The sequence below is a fragment of the Rhodococcus sp. M8 genome, assembly GCF_015654185.1.
In the GTDB taxonomy this organism is placed as follows: Bacteria; Actinomycetota; Actinomycetes; order Mycobacteriales; family Mycobacteriaceae; genus Rhodococcus; species Rhodococcus aetherivorans.
Map to the genome: position 1 here is coordinate 3,791,298 of NZ_CP064065.1, position 24,291 is coordinate 3,815,588.

Sequence of the window (24,291 nt, forward strand, 5' to 3'; positions counted from 1 at the left end):
GCACGACGACGACTGCCTCCCGCCGTCTCACGACGCACCCGCCGGGGTTTCGACGATCACCGTTGTGGCCTTGACGACGGCCACCCCGAGGCTGCCCGGTTCGAGGCCGAGTTCACGGACGGCCTCGGTGCTCATCAGCGACACGACGCGGTGCGGGCCGCACTGCATCTCCACCTGCGCCATGACGGTGTCGGACACCACGCGGGTCACGATCCCGGCGAACCGGTTGCGGGCGGAGCTGCCCACGCCGAGCAGATCGGGTGCCTCGTCCGCCTGACGGCGGGCGAACTCGGCAAGGTCGGCCCCCTCGACGATCTTGCGGCCGGCCCCGTCCTTGCCGGCCGCCAGGGCGCCCTGGTCGATCCACCGCCGGACGGTGTCGTCGCTGACGCCGAGCAGCCGGGCGGCATCCTTGATGCGAATCTGCGTCACAAAACAGACACTACTTCCGCTTCTGCGGACCTATCAAGCGTACTGAAACGAATTTGCGGATCAGTACACGTCGCGCACGTAGCGCTTCTCGGCGGCGAGCTGCTTGACGTACGTTTCGGCGTCCTCCTCGTCGAGCCTGCCGTGCACCTGCACCACCTCGCGCAGCGTCTCGTCGACGTCCTTGGCCATCCGGCTCGCGTCGCCGCACACGTAGAAGTGGGCACCGTCCTGCAACCACTTCCACAGCTGCGCCCCGTGCTCGCGCATCCGGTCCTGCACGTAGACCTTCTGCCGCTGGTCGCGGGAGAAGGCCAGGTCGAGCCGGGTGAGGAAGCCGTCGGCGTGCATCGCCTCGATCTCGTCCCGGTACAGGTAGTCGGTGGAGGACCGCTGATCGCCGAAGAACAGCCAGTTCCGGCCGGTGTGGCCCATCTCGCGGCGATCGTGCAGGAAGGCGCGGAACGGCGCGATGCCGGTGCCGGGACCGACCATGATCATCGGGGTCTCCGGCGTCCGGGGCGGCCGGAAGTGGGTGCTGCGCTGGACGAAGATGGGGATGTCGACGCCGTGACTGTGGTCGGCGAGGAAGCTCGAGCACACCCCGGCCCGGCCGATGCCCTCGTAGCTGTAACGCACCACCGAGACGGTCAGCTGCACCTCGCGGGGGTTGGTCCGCGGGCTCGACGAGATCGAGTACATACGGGGCTGCAGCCGCTTGAGCACGGGCAGCCACTCCTCGATCGGCGCCTTGAACGGATACGCCGAGATCACGTCCATCGCCTGTTTGCCCCACAACCACTGCTGCAGCTCGATCTTGTTACCCGGTCGCAGCAGCTTGGCCAGCTCCGTGCTCTGGGTCTGCTCGTGGACGAACCGCAGCAGCTCCGGGGTTACCCGAGCGATCTCGAGGTGCCGGGTGGCGGCCTCGCGCAGGGGAATGGTCGGCAGATCGGCGAATTCCACGGGTGTTTCCGGGTCGAGCGCGGTGACCTGCAGCCATTCGTCGACCGTCTCGGGTCCGTTGGTGGGCATCACGCCGAGCGCGTCTCCCGCCTCGTACACGAAGTCCGGGTCGTACAGCTCGAATCCGAACTGGCGCACGTCCTTCGACGACCCCGGTCCACTGAGCGGGACGTTCCGGGTCAGCCGGGTGACGAGCGGCACCTTCCGGCTGTAGGCGGGTTCGGGCTTCGCCGGGGGTCCCGGGGTGGGCGCGGCCGGTGCGGCACCGTCAGGACGCACGAGTTTTTCGACGACGGCGAGCCATTCGCCGGCCGGTTCGTCGTAGTCGGGCTCACAGTCCACCCGTTGCGTGAGCCGGGTGGCCCCGAGTTCGGCGAGCCGCTCGTCGATGCGGCGGCCGTGACCGCAGAAGTCGTCGTAGCTCGAGTCCCCGAACGCCAGCACGGCGTAGCGGGTGTCGGGAAGGCGGGGCGTGTCGTCACTGTTGAGGGCGTTCCAGAAGGCGGTGCCGTTGTCCGGGGCGTCGCCGTCGCCGAAGGTGCTGGTGATGACGAGCAGGTCGCGCACCCCGGTCAGCGCGGACACGTCGTAGTCGTCCATCCCGACCAGGGCGGCGGGCCGGCCCGCGGCGCGGAGGCGCTCGGCGCACATCCGGGCGAACTCCTCGGCGTTGCCGGTCTGCGACGCCCACGCCACCACCACCGGCGGCGCCCCGTCGGCCTCGTCGCGGTCCGGTGCGGCGTGCGCGAAGTGCCCCGCGAGCAGCCCGTCCACCCATGCCCGGGTGGCAGCCGGAAGGGGAGCCGACGCCGGGAGCACCGGCACACCCGCCTGTCCGGACTCCCGGAATCCCGTGAGAAATCCAGTCAGATAACGCTTTTCGAGATCATCGAGCACGGGCGGCGCGACGTCCCCCAGTCCGAGCGTCGAGGCGAGCCGGTCGGCCGGTGCACCCGACGGTTCGGGCCGGGCGGGCGTTGCCACCTTGGTCAGCGACACCGCGCACACCTTGAACTCCGGCTGCAGCGACGCGGGATCGACGGCGTCGTTGGTGACCGCGTTGACCGACAGGTACTCCCCGAACATGTCGTTCCAGTGGAACGGGGCGAAGCAGCATCCCGGCCGTACCCGGTCGGTGACCACGGCCGGCAGCACCGCCCGGCCCCGGCGGGACGCGACCTCCACCTGGTCACCGTCCGCGATCGAGAGTCGTTGCGCATCGCCGGGGTTGATCTCGACGAAGGGTCCGGGGTTCAGCTTGTTGAGCTTGGCGACCTTCCCCGTCTTGGTAAGAGTGTGCCACTGGTGCTGGACGCGGCCGGTGCCGAGCACGACGGGGAAGTCGTCGTCGGGCATCTCGGCCGGCAGCATGTGTGGTCGGGGGTGGAACGCGGCCCTGCCGGTGGCGGTGGCGAACCGCAGCCGGGGGGCGGTGCCGTCCTCCGACCTCAGCAGGGTCTGGCTCACCCCGTCGTTGAGATAGCGGATCGGGTTCCGGTCGGTCGCGGCGTCCGGCGGGCACGGCCATTGCACGGGGGTCTCGCGCAACCGGTCGTACGTGATTCCGCGCAGGTCGTATCCGGTCTTGGGGTTCCAGAAGCGCGTGATCTCCTCGAAGATCTCCTCGGGGCAGGAGTAGGTGAACGCCTCGGCGTAGCCCATGGCGCAGGCGACGCGCGCGATGATCTGCCAGTCCGGCAGGGCCTGGCCGACCGGATCGATCGCCTGCTGCAGCAGCGTCAGGTTGCGCTCGGAGTTGACCATCACCGCCTCCGACTCCGCCCACAGCGCTCCCGGCAGCAGGACGTCTGCATACGCGGTGGTTTCGGTCTCGAGAAAGACGTCCTGCGCGACGACGAAATCGGCCTTCTCGAGAGCTTCGACGACGGTGCGTCGATTGGCCACGGAGGCAACCGGATTGGTGCAGATGATCCAGCAGGCCCGGATGACGCCCGCGGCCATCTGCTCGAACATGTCGACGGTGCCCTTGCCGACCGTGGTGGGGATCGCGCCGGACGGCAGCCCCCACTGCTGTTCGACGAAGGCCCGCTCGGCGTCGACGAGGACGGAGCGCTGCCCCGGCAGGCCGGGCCCCATGTATCCCATCTCGCGGCCGCCCATGGCGTTGGGCTGGCCGGTGAGCGAGAACGGGCCGCTGCCGGTGCGGCAGATCGCGCCGGTGGCCAGATGCAGGTTGCAGATCGCGTTGGTGTTCCAGGTGCCGTGGGTACTCTGGTTCAGGCCCATGGTCCAGCACGACATCCAGTCACCGGCCTCGCCGATCCACCGCGCGGCCGTGCGGATGTCTTCCTCGGCCAGTCCGGTGATCTCCGCGACGCGTGCGGGGGTGTAGTCGGCGAGGAACCCGGGCATGGCGTCCCAGCCCTCGGTGAATTCCGCCACGAACGCCCGGTCGACGTGCCCGTTCTCGACGATCAGGTGCAGCAGGCCGTTCAGCAGCGCCAGGTCGGTCCCCGGCGCGATCTGCAGGAACAGGTCCGCCTTCTCGGCGGTGGCCGTGCGGCGGGGGTCGACGACGACGAGCTTCGCACCGGCCTTGACCCGGTTCATCATCCTGAGGAAGAGGATGGGGTGGCAGTCGGCCATGTTCGCGCCGCTGACGAAGAACAGGTCCGCGTGGTCGAAGTCCTGGTAGGAGCCGGGCGGGCCGTCCGCGCCGAGCGACTGCTTGTAGCCGGTGCCGGCGCTGGCCATGCACAACCGCGAGTTGGACTCGACGTTGTTGGTGCCGACGAACCCCTTCGCGAGCTTGGTGATCAGGTACTGGGCTTCGAGGGACATCTGGCCGGAGACATAGAAGGACAGGGCGTCGGGTCCGTGCTCGTCGAGCACCTCCCGCAACCGGCGGGCGGTCTCGGCGATCGCGGCGTCGACCTCCACGGGCACCGGCGCACCGCCGCGTTCGGCGCGACGGTACGCGCTCTCCATCCGCCCGCCGGCGGCCAGCACCTCGGCGCTGGTCGCCCCCTTCGTGCACAGGCGCCCGAGGTTGGTGGGGTGCTCCTTGTCGCCGTACGCGTCGAGCACCCGGCGGGCGCCGGTGGCGGGGTCGAGGCCGACCTCCAGCACCATGCCGCAGCCCACGCCGCAGTATGAGCAGGCGGTCTTGACCTTCGTGATCTCGCCCTGCATCGAACCGCTCCTCACCTGGGTCGGCCACGTTCCTCCGGCCAGGTCTCATGCTCCCGACACCGTGTTTCGTGGGCATTAACCGTGGTGAGTCCCCGGTGACATCTGGCTCACGATTCGCCGCGCGCGGCGGTGAGAGGGCCCGAACGGCCCGATCGGCGGCCCCCGGGCGCCGGAACGACGCACGGCACCCCGCGGGCTGTGTCAGCCGGCGGGATGCCGCACGAGGGTGTGGATGATCGGCCCCGGGGCCGATCATCGAGCGCTGCTCAGGCGAGGTCGAACCGGTCGAGGTTCATCACCTTGTTCCACGCAGAGACGAAGTCCTGCACGAACTTCTGCTGCGCGTCGGCGCTGCCGTAGACCTCGGCGATACCGCGCAGCTGCGAGTTCGAGCCGAAGACGAGGTCGACGGCCGTGGCCGTCCACCTGACCTCGCCCGTGGCGCGATCACGACCCTCGTACACGTTCTCGGTCGACTCGGACACCTTCCACTCCGTGCGCATGTCGAGCAGGTTCACGAAGAAGTCGTTGGTCAGTGCCTCGGGCCGATCGGTGAACACGCCGTGGGCGGATTGCCCGAAGTTGGCGTTCAGGGCACGCATCCCGCCGACGAGAACCGTCATCTCCGAAGCGGTCAACGTCAACAGGTTCGCCCGGTCCAGCATCAGCCGCTCCGGCGGCAGCTTCTCGCCGGCGCGCAGGTAGTTGCGGAACCCGTCGGCCGCGGGTTCGAGCACGGCGAACGACTCCACATCGGTCTGTTCCTGCGAGGCATCGGTGCGGCCCGGCGTGAACGGGACCGTGATCTCGACGCCGGCGTTCTTCGCTGCCTGCTGGACGGCGGCGCAGCCGGCCAGGACGATCAGGTCCGCGAGCGAGACCTTCCTCGCAGACTGCGCGCCGTTGAAGTCCTGCTGGATCCGTTCGAGGGTCTGCAGCACCTCGGCCACCCGGCCCGGTTCGTTGATCTCCCAGTTCTTCTGCGGCTCGAGGCGGATGCGTGCCCCGTTGGCTCCGCCGCGCTTGTCGGTGCCGCGGAAGCTCGCCGCCGACGCCCACGCCGCGGCGACCAGCTGGGGGATGGACAGGCCCGATTCGAGGATCTTGCTCCCGAGGGCGGCGATGTCGTCCGCTCCGATCAGTTCGTGATCGACCGCGGGAACCGGGTCCTGCCACAGCTGCGGCTCGGGGACCCACGGTCCGAGGTAGCGCGCGACGGGTCCCATGTCGCGATGCAGCAGCTTGTACCAGGCCTTCGCGAACTCCTCCTCGAACTCCTTCGGGTTGTCCAGCCAGCGCCGGGTGATCGGTCCGTAGATCGGGTCGAGTCGCAAGGAGAGGTCCGTGGTCAGCATCACCGGCGAGTGCCGCTTCGACGGGTCGTGGGCGTCGGGGACGGCGTCGGCGCCGGCCCCGTCCTTCGGGATCCACTGCCACGCACCGGCGGGGCTCTTGGTCTTCTCCCACTCGTAGCCGTACAGGGTTTCCAGGAAGCTGTTGTCCCACTGCCGGGGGGTGGGCGTCCAGGCGCCCTCCAGACCGCTGGTGATCGCGTCCCCGCCCACGCCGGTGCCGAAGGAGTTCTTCCAGCCGAGACCCTGCTGCTCGATGGGAGCGGCCTCCGGCTCGGGACCGACGTGGTCGGCCGTGGCGGCGCCGTGGGTCTTGCCGATGCTGTGACCACCGGCGATGAGCGCCGCGGTCTCGACGTCGTTCATCGCCATCCGGCCGAACGTCTCCCGGATGTCCCGGGCCGCGGCGATCGGATCCGGGTTACCGTTGGGCCCTTCCGGATTCACGTAGATCAAGCCCATCTGCACGGCGCCGAACGGGCCGGACAGTTCCCTGTCGCCGGCGTAACGCTCGTCCCCGAGCCACGTGTCCTCGGGTCCCCAGAACACCTCGTCGGGCTCCCAGATGTCCTCGCGCCCGAAGCCGAAACCGAACGTCTTGAACCCCATCGATTCGTAGGCGCAGTTGCCGGCGAAGATCAGCAGGTCCGCCCACGAGAGCTTCCGGCCGTACTTCTGCTTGATCGGCCAGAGCAACCGCCGTGCCTTGTCGAGGCTCGCGTTGTCGGGCCAGCTGTTGAGGGGGGCGAAGCGCTGGGCGCCCTTGCCGCCGCCGCCCCGGCCGTCGGCGATGCGGTACGTGCCTGCGGCATGCCAGCTCATCCGGATGAAGAGCGGCCCGTAATGGCCGTAGTCGGCCGGCCACCACTCCTGCGACGTCGTCATCAACTCGAAGATGTCCTGTTTCAGGGCCTCGACGTCGAGGGTCGCGAACTCTTCGGCGTAGTTGTAGTCCGGGCCCATCGGATTGGAGAGGGGCGAGTGCTGGTGGAGAACCTGCAGGTCCAGCTGGTTCGGCCACCAGTCCCGGTTGGTCCTGGGCCGATGCGGCTTCGGCTCGGGGGACGGGATTACCGGATTTTCGCTTTCACTGTTGGACACGTCGGCCCTTCCTTCCGGGTTTCGGTGAATCGGACGGTGATCACGGATGTGATCGCGAAGCGTGTGCTGCCGAGCAGTCGGGGCACATGCCCCAGTAGATGACCTCGGCCTCGTCGACGAGGAAGCCGCTGTGGTCGGACGCGGTCAGGCAGGGCGCCTCGCCGACGGCACAGTCGACGTCGGCGATGGCCCCACAGGACCGGCAGACGAGGTGGTGGTGGTTGTCCCCGACACGCGACTCGTACCGGGCGACGGAACCGGACGGCTGGATCCGCCGCACCAGACCCGCACCGGTCAGGGCGTGCAGCACGTCGTACACGGTCTGCCGGGAAACCTCCGGCAGACCGGTGCGCACGGCTCCGAAGATCGTCTCCGTGTCGGCGTGCGGATGCTGGTGCACCGCCTCCAGCACCGCGATCCGGGGCCGGGTCACGCGCAGCTCCGCCGTACGCAACTGCTCCACGTAATCCCGCGTCGAGGGCACGTGGATACTATGACGCACTTTTCTGGAATGAGTCACGACTTTGGGTAACCGCAGCGTGATCAGAACTCGCGCGTGTGTTCGGTGGCGCGGGTGGCGGTCGCGCGGACCCTCACCCGTCCGGCTACTCGGCCGCTAGGGCTTCGGCTGCTGCGCCCACCACTTCAGCAGCTCGGCCTCGGCCTCGTCGCGGTCGAGGGGACCACGGTCGAGCCGCAGCTCCTTGAGGAACTTCCAGGCCTGCCCGACCAGCGGGCCAGGTTTCAGGCCGAGCAGCTCCATGATGGCGTTGCCGTCGAGGTCGGGCCGCACCTTCGCCAGGTCCTCCTGCTCGGCGATCCGCTCGATGCGCGTCTCGAGATCGTCGTAGGTGGCCTGCAGCGCCGCGGCCCGGCGCTTGTTGCGGGTGGTGCAGTCCGCCCGGACCAGCTTGTGCAGCCGGGGCAGCAGGTCACCGGCGTCGTGCACGTAGCGCCGGACCGCCGAGTCCGTCCACTGGCCCTTGCCGTAGCCGTGGAACCGCAGGTGCAGGAACACGAGCTGACTGACGTCGTCGACCATCTGCTTGGAGTACTTCAGGGCCCGCATCCGTTTGCGGACCAGCTTGGCCCCGACGACCTCGTGGTGGTGGAAGCTGACGCCGCCGCCCGGCTCGTTGTGCTTCGTGGCGGGCTTGCCGATGTCGTGCAACAGGGCCGCCCAGCGCAGCACGAGATCGGGATCCCCGTCCTCGAGGTCGATGGCCTGCCTGAGCACGGTCAGCGAATGCCAGTACACGTCCTTGTGCTGATGGTGCTCGTCGATCTCGAGCTTCATCGCCGGGATCTCCGGGATCACCCGCTCGGCGAGGCCGGTCTCGACCATGATGTCGATGCCCTCGATCGGGTAGGCACCGAGGATCAGCTTGTCGAGCTCGGCCTGCACCCGCTCGGCGCTGATGCGCAGGATCTCGTCGCCCATGGCCACGATCGCGTCGTGCACCCGCTCCGCCAGACCGAACCCCAGCTGGGAGACGAACCGCGCCGCGCGCAGCATCCGCAGCGGATCGTCGTGGAACGACTCGCTCGGCATCGCGGGGGTGTCGATGACCCCGGCGAGCAGGGCGTCCATCCCGCCGAGCGGGTCGACGAAGTCCTCCGCGCCGGTCGGGCCGATCCGTACCGCCATGGCATTGACGGTGAAGTCGCGGCGGATCAGGTCGTCCTCGAGGCTGGTGCCGTACTCGACGATCGGGTGGCGGGTGACACGGTCGTACGCGTCGCTACGGAACGTGGTGATCTCGATCTGCTCCGGGCCCTTGACCGCGCTGATCGTGCCGAAGTCGATGCCGGTGTCCCACTGGTGGTCGGCCCAGCCGCGCAGCAGCGCCTGCACCTGCTCGGGCCGCGCGTCGGTGGTGAAGTCCAGGTCGGTGCCGAGGCGACCGAGCACCGCGTCGCGGACGCTCCCCCCCACCAGGTACAGCTCGTGACCGGCGGCGGTGAAGCGCTCACCGAGCGGGGCCAGGATGTCCGACAGCGCACGCAGCGTCGCGTCGGCGCCGGCGAGCAGTCGGGCGCGCCGCTCGGTGTCGGTGGAGGGAGAGTTCACGTCTTCGAACCTTACCGAGGTGGCCGAACGCGCAGTCGCGCGATCCGGACGTGCCTGGTTGGACCGCCGGCTACGTCCCGCCAACTAGTATCGATGAGGTGTCGCCCGCAGAACGTGCCAACCGCAACCGCCGCACCTCGCGGCGGCGTGGCGCGGGCGCCAAGTCCGGTGGCCGGGCCACCTCCGACGCGGCGAAGCCTCACCTGCGCACGGTCCGCGAGACATCGGCCGGGGGACTGGTGGTCGACGGCCTCGGCGGGCCACCCGACAAGTTGTGCGCGGCGTTGATCGGCCGCACGGACCGGCGCGGCCGGCTGCTGTGGTCGCTGCCGAAGGGACACATCGAGAAGGGCGAGACCGCCGAGCAGACGGCGATGCGCGAGGTCCACGAGGAGACCGGGATCCACGGCACCGTCCTCGCCACGCTCGGCAGCATCGACTACTGGTTCGTCACCGAGGGCCGGCGCGTCCACAAGACCGTGCACCACTACCTGCTGCGTTACCTGGACGGCGAGCTCTCCGACGCCGACGTCGAGGTCACCGAGGTGGCCTGGGTGCCGCTGCCGGAGCTGCGCTCGCGCCTGGCGTACGCGGACGAGCGCAGGCTCGCCGACGTCGCCGACCAGCTGATCGCCGAGATGGATCCGTCGATGCTGCTCGGACCCGGCGGACCGGAGGCCCGTCTCGGATGACCTCGGCAGCTCGCCGGGCCGCGGCGGCCGTTCTCGCCGTGCTCGCGCTCGTCCTGACGACGGCGGGTGTGGCCGTCGCCCAGCCGCGCAGCGACGCGTCCGACGCCCCGCGCTTCCTCGAGTTGCGCATCGACTCGGTGACGCCGACGACGATGTCCACCAGCAGCGAGCCGGTGGTGACCGTGACCGGCACGCTCGAGAACGTGGGGGACCGCGATGTCGAGGACATCGCCGTGCGGCTGCAGCGCGCCCCGGCGGTCGACTCCGCCGAGGAGCTGCGCACGGCGCTGACCTGGGATCAGACCGCCTACGACCGCACCGGGCCGTTCGAATCGGTCACCGACGTCCTCGAGCGGGGTGAGGAGCGGCAGTTCCGCCTCGAGCTGGCGCTGCGCTCGGCCGACAGCCCCTCGCTGGGTATCGACACCCCCGGGGTGTATCCGCTGCTCGTCAACGTCAACGGAGCTCCCGAGTACGGCGGTCAGGCACGGCTCGACGACGCCCGGTTCCTGCTGCCCGTGCTGGGGGTGCCCGCGGGCGAGAGCAGCGAGAGCCGGCCCGTGCCCCCGGACACGTCCGCACCCGTGGGGGTCACGATGCTGTGGCCGCTCGCGGACCGGCCGCGCCTCGCGGCGGGGGTGCCCGGATCGGCGACGGACCCGGTCCGTCTCGTCGACGACGACCTCGCGACGTCGCTCGCCGACGGCGGCCGGCTCGACGGACTGCTCGACGCCGCCGAGCGCGCGGCCACCGCCGAGGACCGCCGCGTCGCCGACGCGATGTGCCTGGCCGTCGACCCCGATCTGCTCGTCACCGTCGCCAACATGACCCGCGGCTACCTGGTGGTCGAGGACACGGCCGAGCCGAGGGGCGACGCCCACGACGGGGAGGGGACGGCCGCGGCCGTCGCGTGGCTGGAACGGCTGCGCACCCTGGCCGCATCGATGTGCACGGTCGCGGTGCCCTTCGCCCAGGTCGACGTGGCCGCCCTCGCCGAACTCGACGACGCCTCTCTCGCCGGGCCCGCGCTCGCCGCACCGACCGAGATCGTGAACACGATCCTCGGGATCACCACGACCCGGGAGGACGTGGTCTGGCCCGACGCCGGGGTGCTCACCGAGCAGGCGGGGGCGCTGCTCGCCGCCGACGGCCCGGTGACGACCCTGCTCGCCGACACGGCGGTCGACGCCGCGGACTCGGACGCGGGCACGGGTCCGATGCCCGTGCGGGGGGTGGACGGCCTGTCCACGGTCCTGTTCGACAGCGCCGCCGCCACCGCGCTCGCCGCGCTGGGCGACGCTCCCCAGACACCGTCGTTCACCGCCGAGGACGCCCGCTACGACCTCACCGAGGATTCCCCGGGCGCCCGGCTGCAGGACGCGCTGGGCGCCCTGAGCTGGTCCGCGCTGCGCACGTCGGAGAGCGCCACCCGGACCGTGTCCACCGGCGACGGCGCGTCCGCGGCCCCGGGCTCCGCGCTGTTCGTGCCGCCGCAGTCGTGGAGTGCGTCCGGCGACGACGCCGCCGCGGTCCTGTCGATGGTCGGCACCCTGATCCGCTCCGGCCTGGCCACCCCGCGTCCGTTCGACACCCTGTTCGCACCCGCCGCCGGGGACGCCCCCACCGTCGCGCTGTCCTACCCGGAGCAGGCCATCGTCGACGGTGCGTCGGCCGAGGTGATCGACGCGGCCCGCGAGCAGGCACCCCGGCTCGACTCGTTCCAGGAGGCGCTCGTCGAGGATCCGCAGGCACAGCTGACACCGCAGCAGTTCACCGCACCGCTGCGCGAGGACCTGCTGCGCGCGATGAGCCTGGCGGGCCGGCGCGGGCCCGACCCCGGCGCCGCCGCGCGCGACGCGGGGCAGCGCGGCGAGGAGGTACGCGACGCCGTCGACGGGATGTTCGCGGGAGTGACCGTGCTCTCACCGGGCGGTGTCTACACGCTGACCTCGGAACAGAGTCCCCTACTGTTGGTCGCGCGCAACGATCTGCCCGTGGGCATCACCGTGCGGCTGCACGTGGACGCGCCGTCGGCGATGAAGATCACCGACATCGGGCCCACCCAGCTGCCCCCGCGCGGCAGCCGCACCCTCACGGTGCCGGCGCAGATCAGCGACTCGCGGAAGATCGGTGTCGAGTTCGCCCTGACCACGGAGTCCGGGCTGCCGCTCGGCACCCCGACGAACGTGACGGTACGGTCCAACGCGTACGGCCAGGTTCTCGCGATCGTCACCGGCTGTGCGGGGGCGCTGCTGCTGTTCCTGGCGGGCCGTCGTCTCCTGCACCGCTTCCGCGGCGAGCCCGATCCAGCCGACGAAGGGTACGAGAAACGATGACCGGGAACCCCACCCGTGAGGACGTCGCCCCGCCCGCCCCCGCGGCGGCGGAGCCGGCCCCGCGCAAGAACCCCGGCCTGCTCGCCGCGACCGGCTCGATCGCCTTCGCGACCCTGATCAGCCGCATCACCGGCTTCGTCAAGCAGGTGCTGTTGCTGACCCTGCTCGGCGCCGCCGTCGCGAGCTCGTACACGGTGGCCGCCCAGATCCCGAACATGATCTCCGAGCTGGTGCTCGGCGCCGTCCTCACCTCGATCGTCGTGCCGGTGCTGGTCCGCGCGGAACGCGAGGACCCGGACGGCGGTACGGCGTTCGTCCGGCGCCTGTTCACCGTCTCCGTCACCGTGCTCGGCCTCGCCGCCCTGCTGGCCACCGCCGCGGCGCCGGTCCTCGTCACCCGGTTCTTCCTCGACGACACGGGCAAGGTGTCGACGACGCTGACCACGGCGCTGACGTATCTGTTGCTGCCGGCGATCCTGTTCTACGGCCTGTCGGCGCTGCTGACCGCCATCCTGAACACGCGGCAGGTGTTCAAACCGGGCGCGTGGGCGCCGGTGCTGAACAACATCGTCGTCATCACGGTCCTGGTCCTGTACTTCCTGCTGCCCGGGGAGATCACCCTCGACCCGGTGCGCATGAGCGACCCGCACCTGCTGCTGCTCGGCTGCGGCGTCACCCTCGGTGTGGTGACCCAGGCGATGTCCCTGGTGCCGGCGCTGCGCCGCGAGGGGATCAGCCTCAAGCCGCTGTGGGGGCTCGACGACCGGCTGCGCCAGTTCGGCGGCATGGCCGCGGCCATCGTGCTGTACGTGCTCATCAGCCAGGCCGGCATGGTGTTCGCGACACACGTCTCGTCGAGCGCCGACGCGGCCGGCCCGGCGATCTACAACAACGCGTGGCTGCTGCTGCAGCTGCCGTACGGCGTCCTCGGCGTCACGGTGCTCACCGCGATCATGCCGCGGCTGAGCCGCAACGCCGCCGAGGAGGACACCCCCGCGGTGGTGGACGACCTGTCGGTCGCGACCCGGCTGACGATGATCGCGCTGATCCCGATCGTCGTGTTCTTCACCGTCGCCGGCCCGCAGATCGGCACGGCCCTGTACGGCTACGGCAGCTTCGGCGAGGGCAACGCCGAACGGCTGGGCCAGGCGGTCAGCTGGTCGGCGTTCACCCTGATCCCGTACGCCCTCGTCCTCATCCATCTGCGCGTGTTCTACGCACGCGAGCAGGCGTGGACCCCCACGTGGATCATCCTCGGCATCACCGCCGTGAAGATCGGCCTGTCCGCGATCGCGCCCGTCGTCGCCCGCAACGACGACCAGGTGGTGCTGCTGCTGGGCGTGGCGACCGGCCTGGCCTTCACCGTCGGGGCGGGCATCGGCGGCTTCCTGCTGCACCGCGCCCTCGGCGACCTGCGGATGGCGAACGTGGGCCGGACCGTGTGGCACGTGGTGATCGCCTCGGCCGCAGGTTCGGCGGCGATGCTGCTCACCGATCGGCTGCTGCGGCTCGGTGCGCTGAGCGACCGGTTCGGCGGCATCGGCTCGATGGTGCGGGTCGCGATCACCGGCGCGCTGATGCTGCTGGTGACCCTCACGGTGATGTGGTTGCTGAAGGTGCCCGAGATCCTGGCGATCACCGCGGCGGTCCGGCGCAAGGTCGACGCGCTGCGCGGACGCACGCCCGTCGAGCCGGCCGTCGCCGAGGCGGATGCCGACGAGATCGCCGAACTCGAGGCGGCCCGCTTCGAGGAATCGGAGGCCGAGAAGACCATCGTGTTGCCGCGCCTGGACTACGGCGACTACGGGGTGGCCCCGTACGACGCGGTCACCGAGGTGATTCCCGCCATCAGGGACGTGCCGAGCCACATCGATGCACACCGGCAACTCCCGTACCCTGGTCGACGGCAGGTTCGTACCACCCGGGACGGATCGCGCCGGTTCGCGGATGCCGGACGGCCTCCCGGTTACCTCCGGGGCGGGCGAGTCGAACAAGAAGGAGTGAGGGTGAGCGACGACCACGCTACCGGTAAGTCCACGGTCGATGAGTCCGCATCGACGGACCCGGGTTCGGTGTCCACGGACGCCGACGGCACGTCGACGCAGTCCCCGCAAGCCGGCATCCCCGACCGTTCCGCCTCGCCGCAGAAGTCCGCCGGCAGCCCCGCCGAGAACCGCTCCGGTGCCGGCCGGCCCCGCCGCGATCCCCACGTCGACACCGGCGTCATCCCGATCGGCTCGCCCCAGCTGCCTCCGCTGCGTGTGCCGGGGTCCGCGCCGCGCACCCCGATGCGCGGGCCGAAGCTGATCCCCGGCGCGTCGGTCGCCGGTGGCCGCTACCGTCTGCTCGCCCCGCACGGCGGCGCGCGCGGTCTGCGTTTCTGGCAGGCGCAGGACGTCAAGCTCGACCGCGAGGTGGCGCTGACGTTCGTCGACGCCGAGCAGCGCGCCGGGGACGTGACCGGTCCCGACGGTCCGCAGGCCATCCTGTCGCGCACCCTGCGGCTGGGCCGGATCAACTCACCGGGGCTCGCACGCGTGCTCGACGTGGTCCGCGGCAGCTCGGGCGGCATCGTCGTCGCCGAGTGGACGCCCGGTCGTTCGCTGCGCGAGATGTCCGGCACCGAGCCGTCCCCGCTCGGCGCGGCCCGCGCTGTGCAGGCCCTCGCGGCCGCGGCGGAGGCCGCGCACCGCAGCGGCGGCGCCCTCTCGATCGATCACCCCGACCGGATCCGCATCAGTGTCGCCGGCGACGCGGTGCTGGCCTTCCCCGCCACCTTCGCCGACGCGGACGTGACCTCCGACGTCCGGGGCCTCGGCGCGAGCCTCTACGGCCTGATCACCGCCCGCTGGCCGCTGCCCGAACAGGCCGCGCCCGGGGAGCAGCCCCCGGCGCACACCGGCGGCACGATCGGCGGGATGCGCCCGGCGGACCTGACCGCCGAGGGCATCGCGGTCGAGCCCCGCACGCTGCGGCCGGAGGTGCCGTTCGAGATCTCCGCGGTGGCGGTGCGTGCGCTCGCCGCCGACGGCGGAATCCGGACCGCGGCCACCGTGCAGCACATCCTCGGCCAGGCCTCGGTCGTGGACCAGAAGACCGACATGATCCCGGCGCTGCGGCTCGGCCAGCGCAGTGCCGGCGCCACCGACCACGCCCTCGCGGACCCGGAGGCTCTCGCCGAGGAGAAGAAGCGATCCGAGCGGATGCTGTTCGCGCTCGTCGGCCTCGGCATCACCACGGTGGTGCTCCTCGCCCTGATCGGCTGGTGGATCGCGAACCTGCTCGCCGGAGGCAACTCCGACGAGCCGCTCACGAGCCAGGACTTCGGCCTCACCCCGACCTCCGAGGCGCCGTCGGAGCCGGTCGCCCAGGCGCCGACCCCGGCCGCAGCGGCCGGACCGGTGGCGGCATCGGCAGTCTCGGTGTTCTCCCCGCAGGGCACCCCGGATTCGCCGGCGACGGCGCGGTTGGCCATCGACGGTGATCCGTCGACGGAGTGGAGCACCGACGCCTACTTCCAGCCGTTTCCCGCCCTGAAGAACGGTGTGGGACTGATGGTGGCGCTCGCCGAGCCGGCCGCGCTCTCGTCGGTGTCGGTGACGTCGGACAGCCCGGGCACGAAGGTCGAGATCCGCAGCGCACCGTCGGACCAGGCCTCCCTGGACCAGACCCAGGTGATCGGCTCGGCGACGCTGCGGTCCGGCGTCACGGAGATCCCCGTCGAGGCCGAGGGCCGCACCTCCGATGTGCTGGTGTGGATCACGGGGCTGAGCACGTCCGGCGGCGGCAACAAGAGCTCGATCGCCGAGGTGACGTTCACCGCCGCCGAATAGCCCGGCGCACGCGCCTCCGGTCGCCCACCTCGATCGGCTACCATCCGCGCGTGCGAATTTTGGGGGGGATCGCAGGAATTGCCGTGTCCGACGCCGAGTTACTGGCGGCGCACGCGGCGGGGGACCGACGCGCGTTCGCGCAACTGCTCGAACGGCACTACGACCATCTGTGGCAGGTGGCGCGCCGCACCAGCTATTCGCCCGAGGATGCCGCGGACGCCCTGCAGGAGGCGTTGCTGTCGGCGCATCGTACGGCGGGGAAATTCCGGAACACCGCGGCGGTTCGCAGCTGGCTGCACACCATCGTGGTGAACGCGTGCCTGGACCGCATCCGGCGCAACAAGGCGCGACCGACCGTCCCGCTGTACGACGACGGCACCGATGCCCGCGACGAACGGGATCGCATCGCGGAGCGGGAGATCGCGCTCGACATCGAGGCGGCGTTGTTCACCCTGCCACCGGAGCAACGCGCCGCGGTCGTCGCCGTCGACGTGGAGGGCTGGCCGGTGAGCGAGGCGGCCCGGCGGCTCGGTGTTCCCGAGGGCACGGTCAAGAGCCGCTGCGCGCGCGGGCGCCGGCGGCTCGCGGTGCTTCTCGGTGACCTGCGGGATACGGGGAACCGATCGTGATCGGCGGCCGTCTTATCCTGGTGAGGGCACCGGAAGGCGGGGAGGACAGCGGATGACCGAGGACGAGCTGCCGCGGCCGCCGTATTCTGCCGACCTGCTCGCCGACCTGCACGCCGGGGCCCTGGACGACGACGTCACCGCCGGATTGTGGCCGGCGGTGCGGCGGGATCCGGACGCCATGGCGGTGATCGCCGCGCTCGACTCCGTCAGCCGCCGGCTCCGGGCCCTCGGTGCGGCCGAAGATGTTGAGAGCCCGCCGATCCCGCCGGAAGTGGCGGCCCGCATCGATGCGGCACTGACCGCCGACGCCGCCGCGCGTCGACGGCGACGGTGGCTGCTCGCCGCGGCCGGGACGGGGGCCGCGGCCGCGGTGGCGATCGGATTCGCCGTCACCGCCCACGGCGCCGGACGCCCCGAGGCCGCGGCGCCGATGGCCGCGCCCGCCGCTGCCGCGCCGGCTTCTGCTGCACCCGGTGCCGACGTGCTCGACCCGGCGACCTGGCGCGCGATGATCGGCGCGTCCGACCCCGGCCCGCTGTCGGATCACGCAGTACTCCGAGAATGCCTCGAGGCCAACGGCATCGACGAATCCCGGCCACTGCTGGGGTCACGCACGATCCGGTTCGACGGCCGGGAGGCGGTCGCGCTGGTCCTGGGTGATGCCGCGTCGCCGCGGTTGACGGCACTGGTGGTGGGCACGGGATGCGGCGCTTCCGATCCGGCGACTCTGGTGATCCGTCAGATCGGCTGATTCGCAAGGAGTTCAACCGTCCGCGGCGGGCAGCAACAGATCGAGGATCCGCTCCCGCAGGGCGGACGTGTCGTCCTCGGCCGCAACGATGCTCGCGAACAGCGCCGCACCCGCGGCGAGGACGAGCACGGCACGTGCGTCGAGGTCGGCGGGAGAGGAGCCGTCGCCGTGGGAGAACAGTGCCGTGCTGGGGCCGCTGAAGGTGCGCCACAGGGTGTTCCGCAGATCGTCGTGATCGCGGAGTGCGGCGATGAGTCCGGGCAGGGCGGCGCGGACGTCGGGGCGGGCGAACAGGTCCGCGCTGCCCCTGACGACCCATTCGATCCAGCCGCGGCGGTCCGTCCCGTGCATCGGGGTCAGGTCCGGCGCGGAACCGAGAAGCGAGTCGAGCACGAGGTGCGCCTTCGACGGCCACCGCCGGGTGAGGGCCGCCCGGCTCACCCCGGCCCGGGCCGCGATGCCACGCAGGCTCAGGTGTTCCCAGCCGACCTCGAGCAGCATCGCGCGGGTCACGGCGAGGACCTCGGCGTCGATGCGCGGATCGCGGGGGCGGCCGGCGGGCGTGGGGGAGCGGTGGGATGCGGTCATCACCGGTAATTGTGGTGCACGGCACGGCGCGGCACTATAGTTGCAACACGTTACAGAACCACTGGCATCGAAAGTAGGGGCATGACCTCGTCGCGACCCGCCGTGTTCGAACCCGTTCGGCTCGGACCGCTCACCCTGCGCAACCGCATCCTCAAGGCCGCGACGTTCGAGGGCGTCATGCCCGGCGGTCGCGTCACCGACGAACTCGTCGAGTTCCATGCCGAGGTCGCCCGCGGCGGCACCGCACTGACCACCGTCGCGTACTGCGCCGTCGCACCCGGCGGACGCGTACACCGCAACACCGTCGTCCTCGACCGCGACACCGTGCCGGGCCTGCGCCGCCTCACCGACGCCGTGCACGCGGAGGGCGCGCTCGCCTCGGCGCAGATCGGGCACGCCGGACTCGTCGCCAACCAGATCTCCAACGGGACGAAGACCCTCGCCCCGTCCACCCGCATCAGCGCCCCCGCCATGGGCCTGGTGCGGGGCGCGAGTCTCGCGCAGCTCGATCAGGTCGTCACCGATTACGAGAACGCGACCCGCTGCGCCGTCGAGGCCGGATTCGACGCGCTCGAGGTGCACCTGGGGCACAACTATCTGCTCAGCTCGTTCCTCAGCCCGAATCTCAACAAGCGCAGCGACCGCTACGGCGGCAGTCTCGAGAAGCGAACCGCGTTTCCCCGGCGCGTTCTCGAGGCGGTCCGCAAGGCGGCCGGCGACTCGGTCGCCGTCATCGTCAAGTTCAACATGACGGACGGCGTCCCCAAGGGCCTGTGGCTCCACGAGAGCCTGCCCATGGCGCGGCTGATCGAATCCGACGGCCACATCGACGCGATGGAACTCACCGGCGGCAGCTCCCTGCTCAACGGCATGTACTTCTTCCGCGGCGACGTCCCGCTGGCCGAGTTCGTCGCGTCCCAGCCCAGGCTCGTCGGGCTGGGACTGCGGTTCTACGGGCCGCGGCTCTTCCCGACCTACCCCTTCGAGGAGGCGTTCTTCCGCCCGATGGCTCGGCAGTTCCGGTCCGAGCTGCGCACCCCGCTCATACTCCTCGGCGGCATCAACCGGATCGACACCATCGAGAACGCGCTCGACGAGGGATTCGAGTTCGTCGCGATGGGCCGGGCGCTGCTGCGAGACCCGTACCTCGTCAACAAGTTCCGGGACGAGCGCGTGCGCGAAGGGCTGTGCATCCACTGCAACAAGTGCATGCCCACCATCTACACCGGAACCCGGTGCGTCGTGCGCGAATCCCTGCGCGACGTGGAGCACAGCCCCTGACGGTGCGCCGGCCCGCAGCTATCCTGCAACACCATGGACGGTGGGCGGTGACGAACGCGACGACCCCGCCCGTGCAGGTGCGGGTGCTGGGCGCCGTCGCCGCGCTCGTCGACGGGCAGCTCGTCGCCCTCGGCGGTCCCGTCCGTCGTGCGCTGCTCGCCCGGCTGGTGGCGGCACGCGGGCACCCGGTCTCCGCCGACCGGCTCGTCGAGGACCTGTGGGGCGGGGCACCGCCGGCCAAACCGGTGGCGGCGCTGCAGGCGCACATCTCCCACCTGCGCCGGGTGCTCGGTCCGGGCCACGACCCGCTGCCACGGAGCGCCGCCGGGTACGCGCTGAACCTGCCTGTCGCCGCGGTGGACGCGTGGGCGTTCGAGGACGCCGTCACCCGCACCGTCACCGCACCCCACGACCGGCTCCGGCACCTCGGGCAGGCCCTCGAGCGGTGGCGGGATCCGCTGCCCGACATCGATCGATATCCCTGGGCGGCAATCGAATCCGACCGGTTCGGGGAACTGCGCCGCACGGCGGTGGAACAGTACGCCGAGACCGCGCTCGAACTCGGTGCTCCCGTCGCGCCGCTGATCGCGTCGCTGAGCGACATCGTCGCGGCGGACCCCGGCCGCGAACGCGCCGTCGGGCTCCTGGCGCGCGCCCGGTACCGCGCCGACGGCCCGGCCGACGCCCTCGCCGTCATCCGCCGCTCGCGGCAGTACCTGGCCACCGAACTGGGCCTCGACCCCGGTCCGGCACTACGGGCCGTCGAGCACGAGATCCTCACCGGTACGGCCGGTCCTGCCCGGGACCGAGCGCCGATCGCCGACCACGTCCGCCCCGCCGAACTCGGCGTCCTGCTGGACGAGGCCGGACGCGCCGCCCGCGGTGAGACGCGTCTGACGTGGCTGGCCGGGGAACCCGGGGCGGGCAAGACCCATCTCACCACGCTGCTCGCCGTCGCTCTCGAGGGCGACGGCTGGCAGGTTGCCCGCGGCAACTGCCCCGAGGTGGACGGTGCGCCACCGGGGTGGCCCTGGATCGAGATCCTCGACGCCCTCGCCCACACCGACCCCGACGGCACGGCCACGATGACGTCCCGGCTGGCCGTGCCCGGCACCGGCCTCGACACGTTCGGGCTCGCCCGTTCGCTCACGCGGCACCTCGGCCGCATCGACGACATGCACCGCGCCGACGAACCGACCCTGCACCTGCTGCGCCTCACCCTCGCCGCCCTGCGAACCCGGCCGCTGCTCGCCGTCGCCACCTATCGGCCCACCGAGGCGGGGAGCGAACTCGCCGCCGTCCGCGCGGCGACGAACGCGTGCCCCGGCCGGCAGCTCCGCCTCGCCCCGCTGACCGACGACGGCATCGCCCGCCTCGTCCGCGAATGCGGCGTCGTCGCCCTGGCGCCCGAGGACATGGCGTTGCTCGTCGCCCGGACCGACCGAAATCCGTTGTTCGTCAGAGAATTTGCTCTGCTGATCGCCGACCGGGGCGTCCGGGCACTCCATCACGACGTGCCGGCCGGGATCGCCGACGTACTGCACCACCGCATCCACACGCTGCCCGAGGCTACCGTCGCCGTGCTGTCCGCGGCCGCCGTCCTCGGACGCGAAGCCGACCTGGACGTGCTCGCCGCGATGTGCGGAACCGACCTCGAGTCCCTCCTCGAGCCACTCGAGCCGGCCCTGCGCGCCCGCCTGCTCGAGGAACCCGCGCCCGAGCGGATCCGGTTCACCCACAATCTCGTCCGGGAAACCCTGTACGCGGGGCAGTCACGCCTCCGGCGCACCCGTCTGCACGGCGCGGCCCTCGCGGCGTTGTCCGCCCTGCGGCCGGCCGAGGTGGCCGCGACGGCACACCATGCGGCGCTCGCGGCCACCCCGTCCACCGCCCACCACGCCGTCGCGCACCTCACCGCGGCGGCCCGTCGCGCCGACGCTCTCGGCGCCCGAGCCGATGCGGTCACCCTGTGGGGCGCTGCGGTGTCGGCACACGAGATGTCCACCGTCGTACCGGAAGACGGCCTGCTGCCGCTGCTCACCGGATACGTCGGAGCGCTCGCCCACACCGGCGACGTGGTCACCGCACGCGTCGTGCGCCAACGCGCCGTGGATCTCGCCCGGCGGATCGGTGACCCGCCGGCCCTCGTTGCGGCGCTCACTTCGTGGTCCGCGCCGGTCACCTGGACCGTCCGGGTCGACGACGAACCGGACCGGCGCATCCTCGACCCCGTGCAGTCACTCCTCGCCACCACCGCCCTCGGCGACCACGACCGGGTCCTGCTGCTCGTCACCGCCGTCTTCGAACTCGAGGGCGCCGACTCGGTGGCCGCCCTCGCCGCGGCCCGCCGCGCGCACGCCCTCGCGCGGGGAACCGCCGACGCCGGGCTGCGCTGCCGTGCGCTCAACGCCCTCGGATTCGTCGCGTACGGCCCGGACCTCGTGGCGCAGCGGCGTGACATCGCCGCGGAACTCCTCACCGTCGCCGGCGACGCGGGGGACGCCGCGTATCAGGCGCAGGCACACTTCCAGTGGTTCCTCGCCGCCGCCGCAGACACCGAACTCGACGAGGCCCGTCGCCACGCCGAACTCGCCGTGCGGTACGCGGCCGGCCGGCAGCTCTCCCAGTTGCTCGGCGTGGTCGAACTGTTCCGCGCCCTGGTGCGCCTCCTCGCCGGCGACGAGGACGGCGCACAGCGCGGATATGACACCGTCGCAGCACAACTCGAGGCGGAGGGTACCGCCTCGGCCCGGTGGATCGGTACCGTCGGACGCATCGGTGTGGCAACGGCGCGCGACGACTTCGCTCCGCTCGTCGCCGAGTTGTCCGCACTCGAATCGGCACGGCCGCACAGTGTCCGGTTCCCGTTGGTCCTCGCCCTGCTCGACAGCGGTGAACACGAACGGGCGCGGCAGTTGTGGCGCGCCCAGCGGCCGTTCCGGCGCGACTACTACTGGCTGGCCATGACATGCCTGCGCGCCCGTGCCGCGGCCCGGCTCGCGGACACGGCGACGGCACGGGACTGCCATGCGCAGTTGCTGCCGTTCAGCGGCCGCATCGCCGGCCTGGATTCCGGCTCGTTCCACGCCGGCCCCGTGGACGCTGCCCTCGCCGAGACCGCGGCGATGCTCGGCGATGCGGACTCGGCACACCGATTCCGCGATGCGGCCGAGACACTCACCGCGACGGTGTCGGCACAACTGCACGACCCGGCGTGGGCGGCGTGGCGTTGAGCCCGTTCCGTCGTGTCGCGGACAGGACGCACAGCCCGATCGCCGCGAACGCGCAACCGCGTGGAATTTCGACGACCAGTCCGGTCACGCCCGGCATCGCCGGAATCGGCAGCAGGAGAACGGCACCGCCCGCCGCCATGAGGGCGCCGATCCACACCGGTACCGCACGCGAACGGATCAGCGCGATGCCGAACAGGATCATGCTGCCCATGAAGACGAGTCCGCTGACGGTCTGCAGGAGCACATAGGGCTCGTAGTCGAGGAGGGTGTCCGACCCGGAGATCGCCCCTGCCGTCGCCGGATCGCGCGAGAACGGCACGGAGACGAAGGCTTCGATCACCAGGTGCGAGAACGCCACCAGCACCGAGGACAGGAAGTATGTGACGTACGCGACGAGACCGAGCATTCCGGTTCCGGCGGCGACCCAGGCGTACAGCGCGGGCACACCGAGCATCAACAGCAGCGTTCCCGACAGCAGGAGGACGTGGGGGAGGGGATTGATCGGAGCGGACAGCGCCGGCACCGAATGCGCGGCGCCGTCGACGACGGGATGCAGGAGGCCGCCGGCGAGGTTCAACGGGAACGCGGCGACGACGGACACCGCGCCGAGGCGGTACAGCAGTGCGGGAGTTACGGTCATACCGTCAGCGTGACGATTCGGCCTTGCGGTTCCCTTGCCGTCCGCTTGCCGTCCGGGTGGGCAGGGTACGCCTCGGTGTGGCGTGACGCACGGCACTCGAGGAACAACACCCCTTACCCTGTTGTTGACCCATGTTGTGGACCACTGACGTCTTGTGGACCACCGACGTCCCGGTCACGGGCCTCCAGGCTCGACCGTCCCGTATCGAAGTACCAGCAGACAGAAGTACCAGCAGACACCGGAAGGCTCGCATGACCACTGAATCCACGATCCACGACCTGATCATCGTCGGTTCGGGCCCGGCCGGATACACCGCCGGGATCTACGCCGCCCGCGCCGAGCTGTCCCCGCTGCTGTTCGAGGGAACCCAGTTCGGCGGCGCCCTGATGACCACCACCGAAGTCGAGAATTTCCCCGGCTTCCGCGAGGGCATCATGGGACCGGACCTGATGGACCAGATGCGCGAGCAGGCCCTGCGCTTCGGCGCCGACATCCGCACCGAGGACGTCGACGAACTCGACCTGACCGGCCCGGTCAAGAAGGTCGTCGCCAACGGACAGACCTACCACGCCCGCGCCGTCATCCTGGCGATGGGTGCCGCCGCGCGCTACCTCGGCATCCCCGGCGAGGAGCAGCTCCTCGGCCGCGGCGTGTCCGCCTGCGCCACCTGCGACGGCTTCTTCTTCCGTGACCAGGACATCGCCGTCGTCGGCGGCGGCGACTCCGCCATGGAGGAAGCCACCTTCCTGACCCGCTTCGCCCGCAGCGTCACCCTCATCCACCGCCGCGAGGAATTCCGCGCCTCGAAGATCATGCTCGACCGCGCCCGCGCGAACGAGAAGATCCGCATCGTCACCAACGCCAAGCCCGTCGAGGTGCTCGGCGACACCGCCGTCACCGGCCTGGTCCTCGAGGACACCGTCACCGGCGAGCGCAGCACCGTCCCGGTGACCGGCATGTTCGTCGCGATCGGCCACGACCCGCGCAGCGAACTCGTCCGCGGCCAGATCGACCTCGACGACGCCGGCTACGTCCAGGTGCAGACCCCGACCACCGCCACCAACCTGCCGGGCGTCTTCGCCGCGGGCGACCTCGTCGACCACCTCTACCGCCAGGCCATCACCGCCGCCGGCACCGGCTGTTCCGCCTCGCTCGACGCCGAACGCTGGCTCGCCGAGCAGGAAGACCGCCACCCGATCACCGTCAACGCCGGATACTGACCCCTTCCACACCCAT

General features: G+C 71.1%; 15 protein-coding genes. 8 read left to right on the forward strand and 7 right to left on the reverse strand.

The window, feature by feature from the left end:
• Nucleotides 1-27 precede the first annotated feature (27 nt).
• The 5 genes from ISO16_RS17180 to ISO16_RS17200 form a co-directional block, all read right to left on the reverse strand.
• The gene (locus tag ISO16_RS17180; RefSeq protein ID WP_072633795.1) at nt 28-432 is read right to left on the reverse strand and encodes a TOBE domain-containing protein; all 405 of its coding nucleotides are present in this window, start codon (nt 430-432) and stop codon (nt 28-30) included.
• 60 nt (nt 433-492) lie between these two features.
• Nucleotides 493-4,548: a bifunctional nitrate reductase/sulfite reductase flavoprotein subunit alpha gene (locus ISO16_RS17185; RefSeq protein ID WP_072633796.1), complete on the reverse strand. Its 4,056-nt coding sequence runs from the start codon at nt 4,546-4,548 to the stop codon at nt 493-495.
• Between the two features lie 266 nt (nt 4,549-4,814).
• Nucleotides 4,815-7,001 (reverse strand): catalase/peroxidase HPI, encoded by a 2,187-nt coding sequence (gene katG / locus ISO16_RS17190; RefSeq protein ID WP_072633797.1) that lies wholly within the window; start codon nt 6,999-7,001, stop codon nt 4,815-4,817.
• A gap of 40 nt (nt 7,002-7,041) precedes the next feature.
• On the reverse strand, nt 7,042-7,485 hold the full coding sequence (locus ISO16_RS17195; protein WP_072633798.1) for a Fur family transcriptional regulator: 444 nt from the start codon (nt 7,483-7,485) through the stop codon (nt 7,042-7,044).
• A 132-nt stretch (nt 7,486-7,617) separates the two neighbouring features.
• Entirely contained in the window at nt 7,618-9,072 is a 1,455-nt protein-coding gene (locus ISO16_RS17200; RefSeq protein ID WP_072633799.1) for a CCA tRNA nucleotidyltransferase, read from the reverse strand.
• A gap of 98 nt (nt 9,073-9,170) precedes the next feature.
• Between ISO16_RS17200 and ISO16_RS17205 the strand changes: the two genes are divergently transcribed.
• The 5 genes from ISO16_RS17205 (at nt 9,171) to ISO16_RS17225 (ending at nt 17,313) form a co-directional block, all read left to right on the forward strand.
• Nucleotides 9,171-9,764 carry an NUDIX hydrolase gene (locus ISO16_RS17205; RefSeq protein ID WP_006934418.1) on the forward strand — a complete coding sequence of 198 codons (594 nt, stop codon included), beginning with the start codon at nt 9,171-9,173 and terminating at the stop codon, nt 9,762-9,764.
• The gene (locus tag ISO16_RS17210) at nt 9,761-12,100 is read left to right on the forward strand and encodes a DUF6049 family protein (RefSeq protein WP_072633800.1); all 2,340 of its coding nucleotides are present in this window, start codon (nt 9,761-9,763) and stop codon (nt 12,098-12,100) included. Before ISO16_RS17205 ends, ISO16_RS17210 begins: the two co-directional genes overlap by 4 nt.
• Nucleotides 12,097-15,933 (forward strand): murein biosynthesis integral membrane protein MurJ, encoded by a 3,837-nt coding sequence (gene murJ / locus ISO16_RS17215; protein WP_072633801.1) that lies wholly within the window; start codon nt 12,097-12,099, stop codon nt 15,931-15,933. Before ISO16_RS17210 ends, murJ begins: the two co-directional genes overlap by 4 nt.
• Nucleotides 15,934-16,016: 83 nt before the next feature.
• The gene (gene sigM, locus ISO16_RS17220) at nt 16,017-16,562 is read left to right on the forward strand and encodes an RNA polymerase sigma factor SigM (protein ID WP_006934425.1); all 546 of its coding nucleotides are present in this window, start codon (nt 16,017-16,019) and stop codon (nt 16,560-16,562) included.
• A gap of 52 nt (nt 16,563-16,614) precedes the next feature.
• Nucleotides 16,615-17,313: a hypothetical protein gene (locus tag ISO16_RS17225; protein ID WP_072633802.1), complete on the forward strand. Its 699-nt coding sequence runs from the start codon at nt 16,615-16,617 to the stop codon at nt 17,311-17,313.
• Between the two features lie 12 nt (nt 17,314-17,325).
• Here ISO16_RS17225 and ISO16_RS17230 read toward each other — a convergent pair whose 3' ends face one another.
• The gene (locus ISO16_RS17230) at nt 17,326-17,901 is read right to left on the reverse strand and encodes a TetR/AcrR family transcriptional regulator (protein WP_029546793.1); all 576 of its coding nucleotides are present in this window, start codon (nt 17,899-17,901) and stop codon (nt 17,326-17,328) included.
• 81 nt (nt 17,902-17,982) lie between these two features.
• Between ISO16_RS17230 and ISO16_RS17235 the strand changes: the two genes are divergently transcribed.
• Nucleotides 17,983-19,182, forward strand: coding sequence for an NADH:flavin oxidoreductase (locus ISO16_RS17235; protein ID WP_072633803.1), 1,200 nt, complete (start codon nt 17,983-17,985; stop codon nt 19,180-19,182).
• Nucleotides 19,183-19,229: 47 nt separating this feature from the next.
• Nucleotides 19,230-22,415, forward strand: coding sequence for a BTAD domain-containing putative transcriptional regulator (locus ISO16_RS17240; RefSeq protein ID WP_170914003.1), 3,186 nt, complete (start codon nt 19,230-19,232; stop codon nt 22,413-22,415).
• On the opposite strand, the gene ISO16_RS17245 is transcribed toward ISO16_RS17240, so the two are convergent.
• The gene (locus tag ISO16_RS17245; RefSeq protein ID WP_072633804.1) at nt 22,360-23,055 is read right to left on the reverse strand and encodes a hypothetical protein; all 696 of its coding nucleotides are present in this window, start codon (nt 23,053-23,055) and stop codon (nt 22,360-22,362) included. The genes ISO16_RS17240 and ISO16_RS17245 overlap by 56 nt on opposite strands.
• Nucleotides 23,056-23,306: 251 nt before the next feature.
• Between ISO16_RS17245 and trxB the strand changes: the two genes are divergently transcribed.
• Nucleotides 23,307-24,275, forward strand: a complete 969-nt coding sequence (gene trxB, locus ISO16_RS17250; RefSeq protein ID WP_072633805.1) for a thioredoxin-disulfide reductase — start codon at nt 23,307-23,309, stop codon at nt 24,273-24,275.
• Nucleotides 24,276-24,291: the final 16 nt, after the last annotated feature.

Coding starts and splice junctions, on each gene's coding strand:
- ISO16_RS17245 (WP_072633804.1), bottom strand. CDS start 23,055: ATGACCGTAACTCCCGCACTGCTGTACCGCCTCGGCGCGGTGTCCGTC.
- ISO16_RS17185 (WP_072633796.1), bottom strand. CDS start 4,548: ATGCAGGGCGAGATCACGAAGGTCAAGACCGCCTGCTCATACTGCGGC.
- trxB (WP_072633805.1), top strand. CDS start 23,307: ATGACCACTGAATCCACGATCCACGACCTGATCATCGTCGGTTCGGGC.
- ISO16_RS17230 (WP_029546793.1), bottom strand. CDS start 17,901: ATGACCGCATCCCACCGCTCCCCCACGCCCGCCGGCCGCCCCCGCGAT.
- ISO16_RS17210 (WP_072633800.1), top strand. CDS start 9,761: ATGACCTCGGCAGCTCGCCGGGCCGCGGCGGCCGTTCTCGCCGTGCTC.
- ISO16_RS17235 (WP_072633803.1), top strand. CDS start 17,983: ATGACCTCGTCGCGACCCGCCGTGTTCGAACCCGTTCGGCTCGGACCG.
- murJ (WP_072633801.1), top strand. CDS start 12,097: ATGACCGGGAACCCCACCCGTGAGGACGTCGCCCCGCCCGCCCCCGCG.
- ISO16_RS17225 (WP_072633802.1), top strand. CDS start 16,615: ATGACCGAGGACGAGCTGCCGCGGCCGCCGTATTCTGCCGACCTGCTC.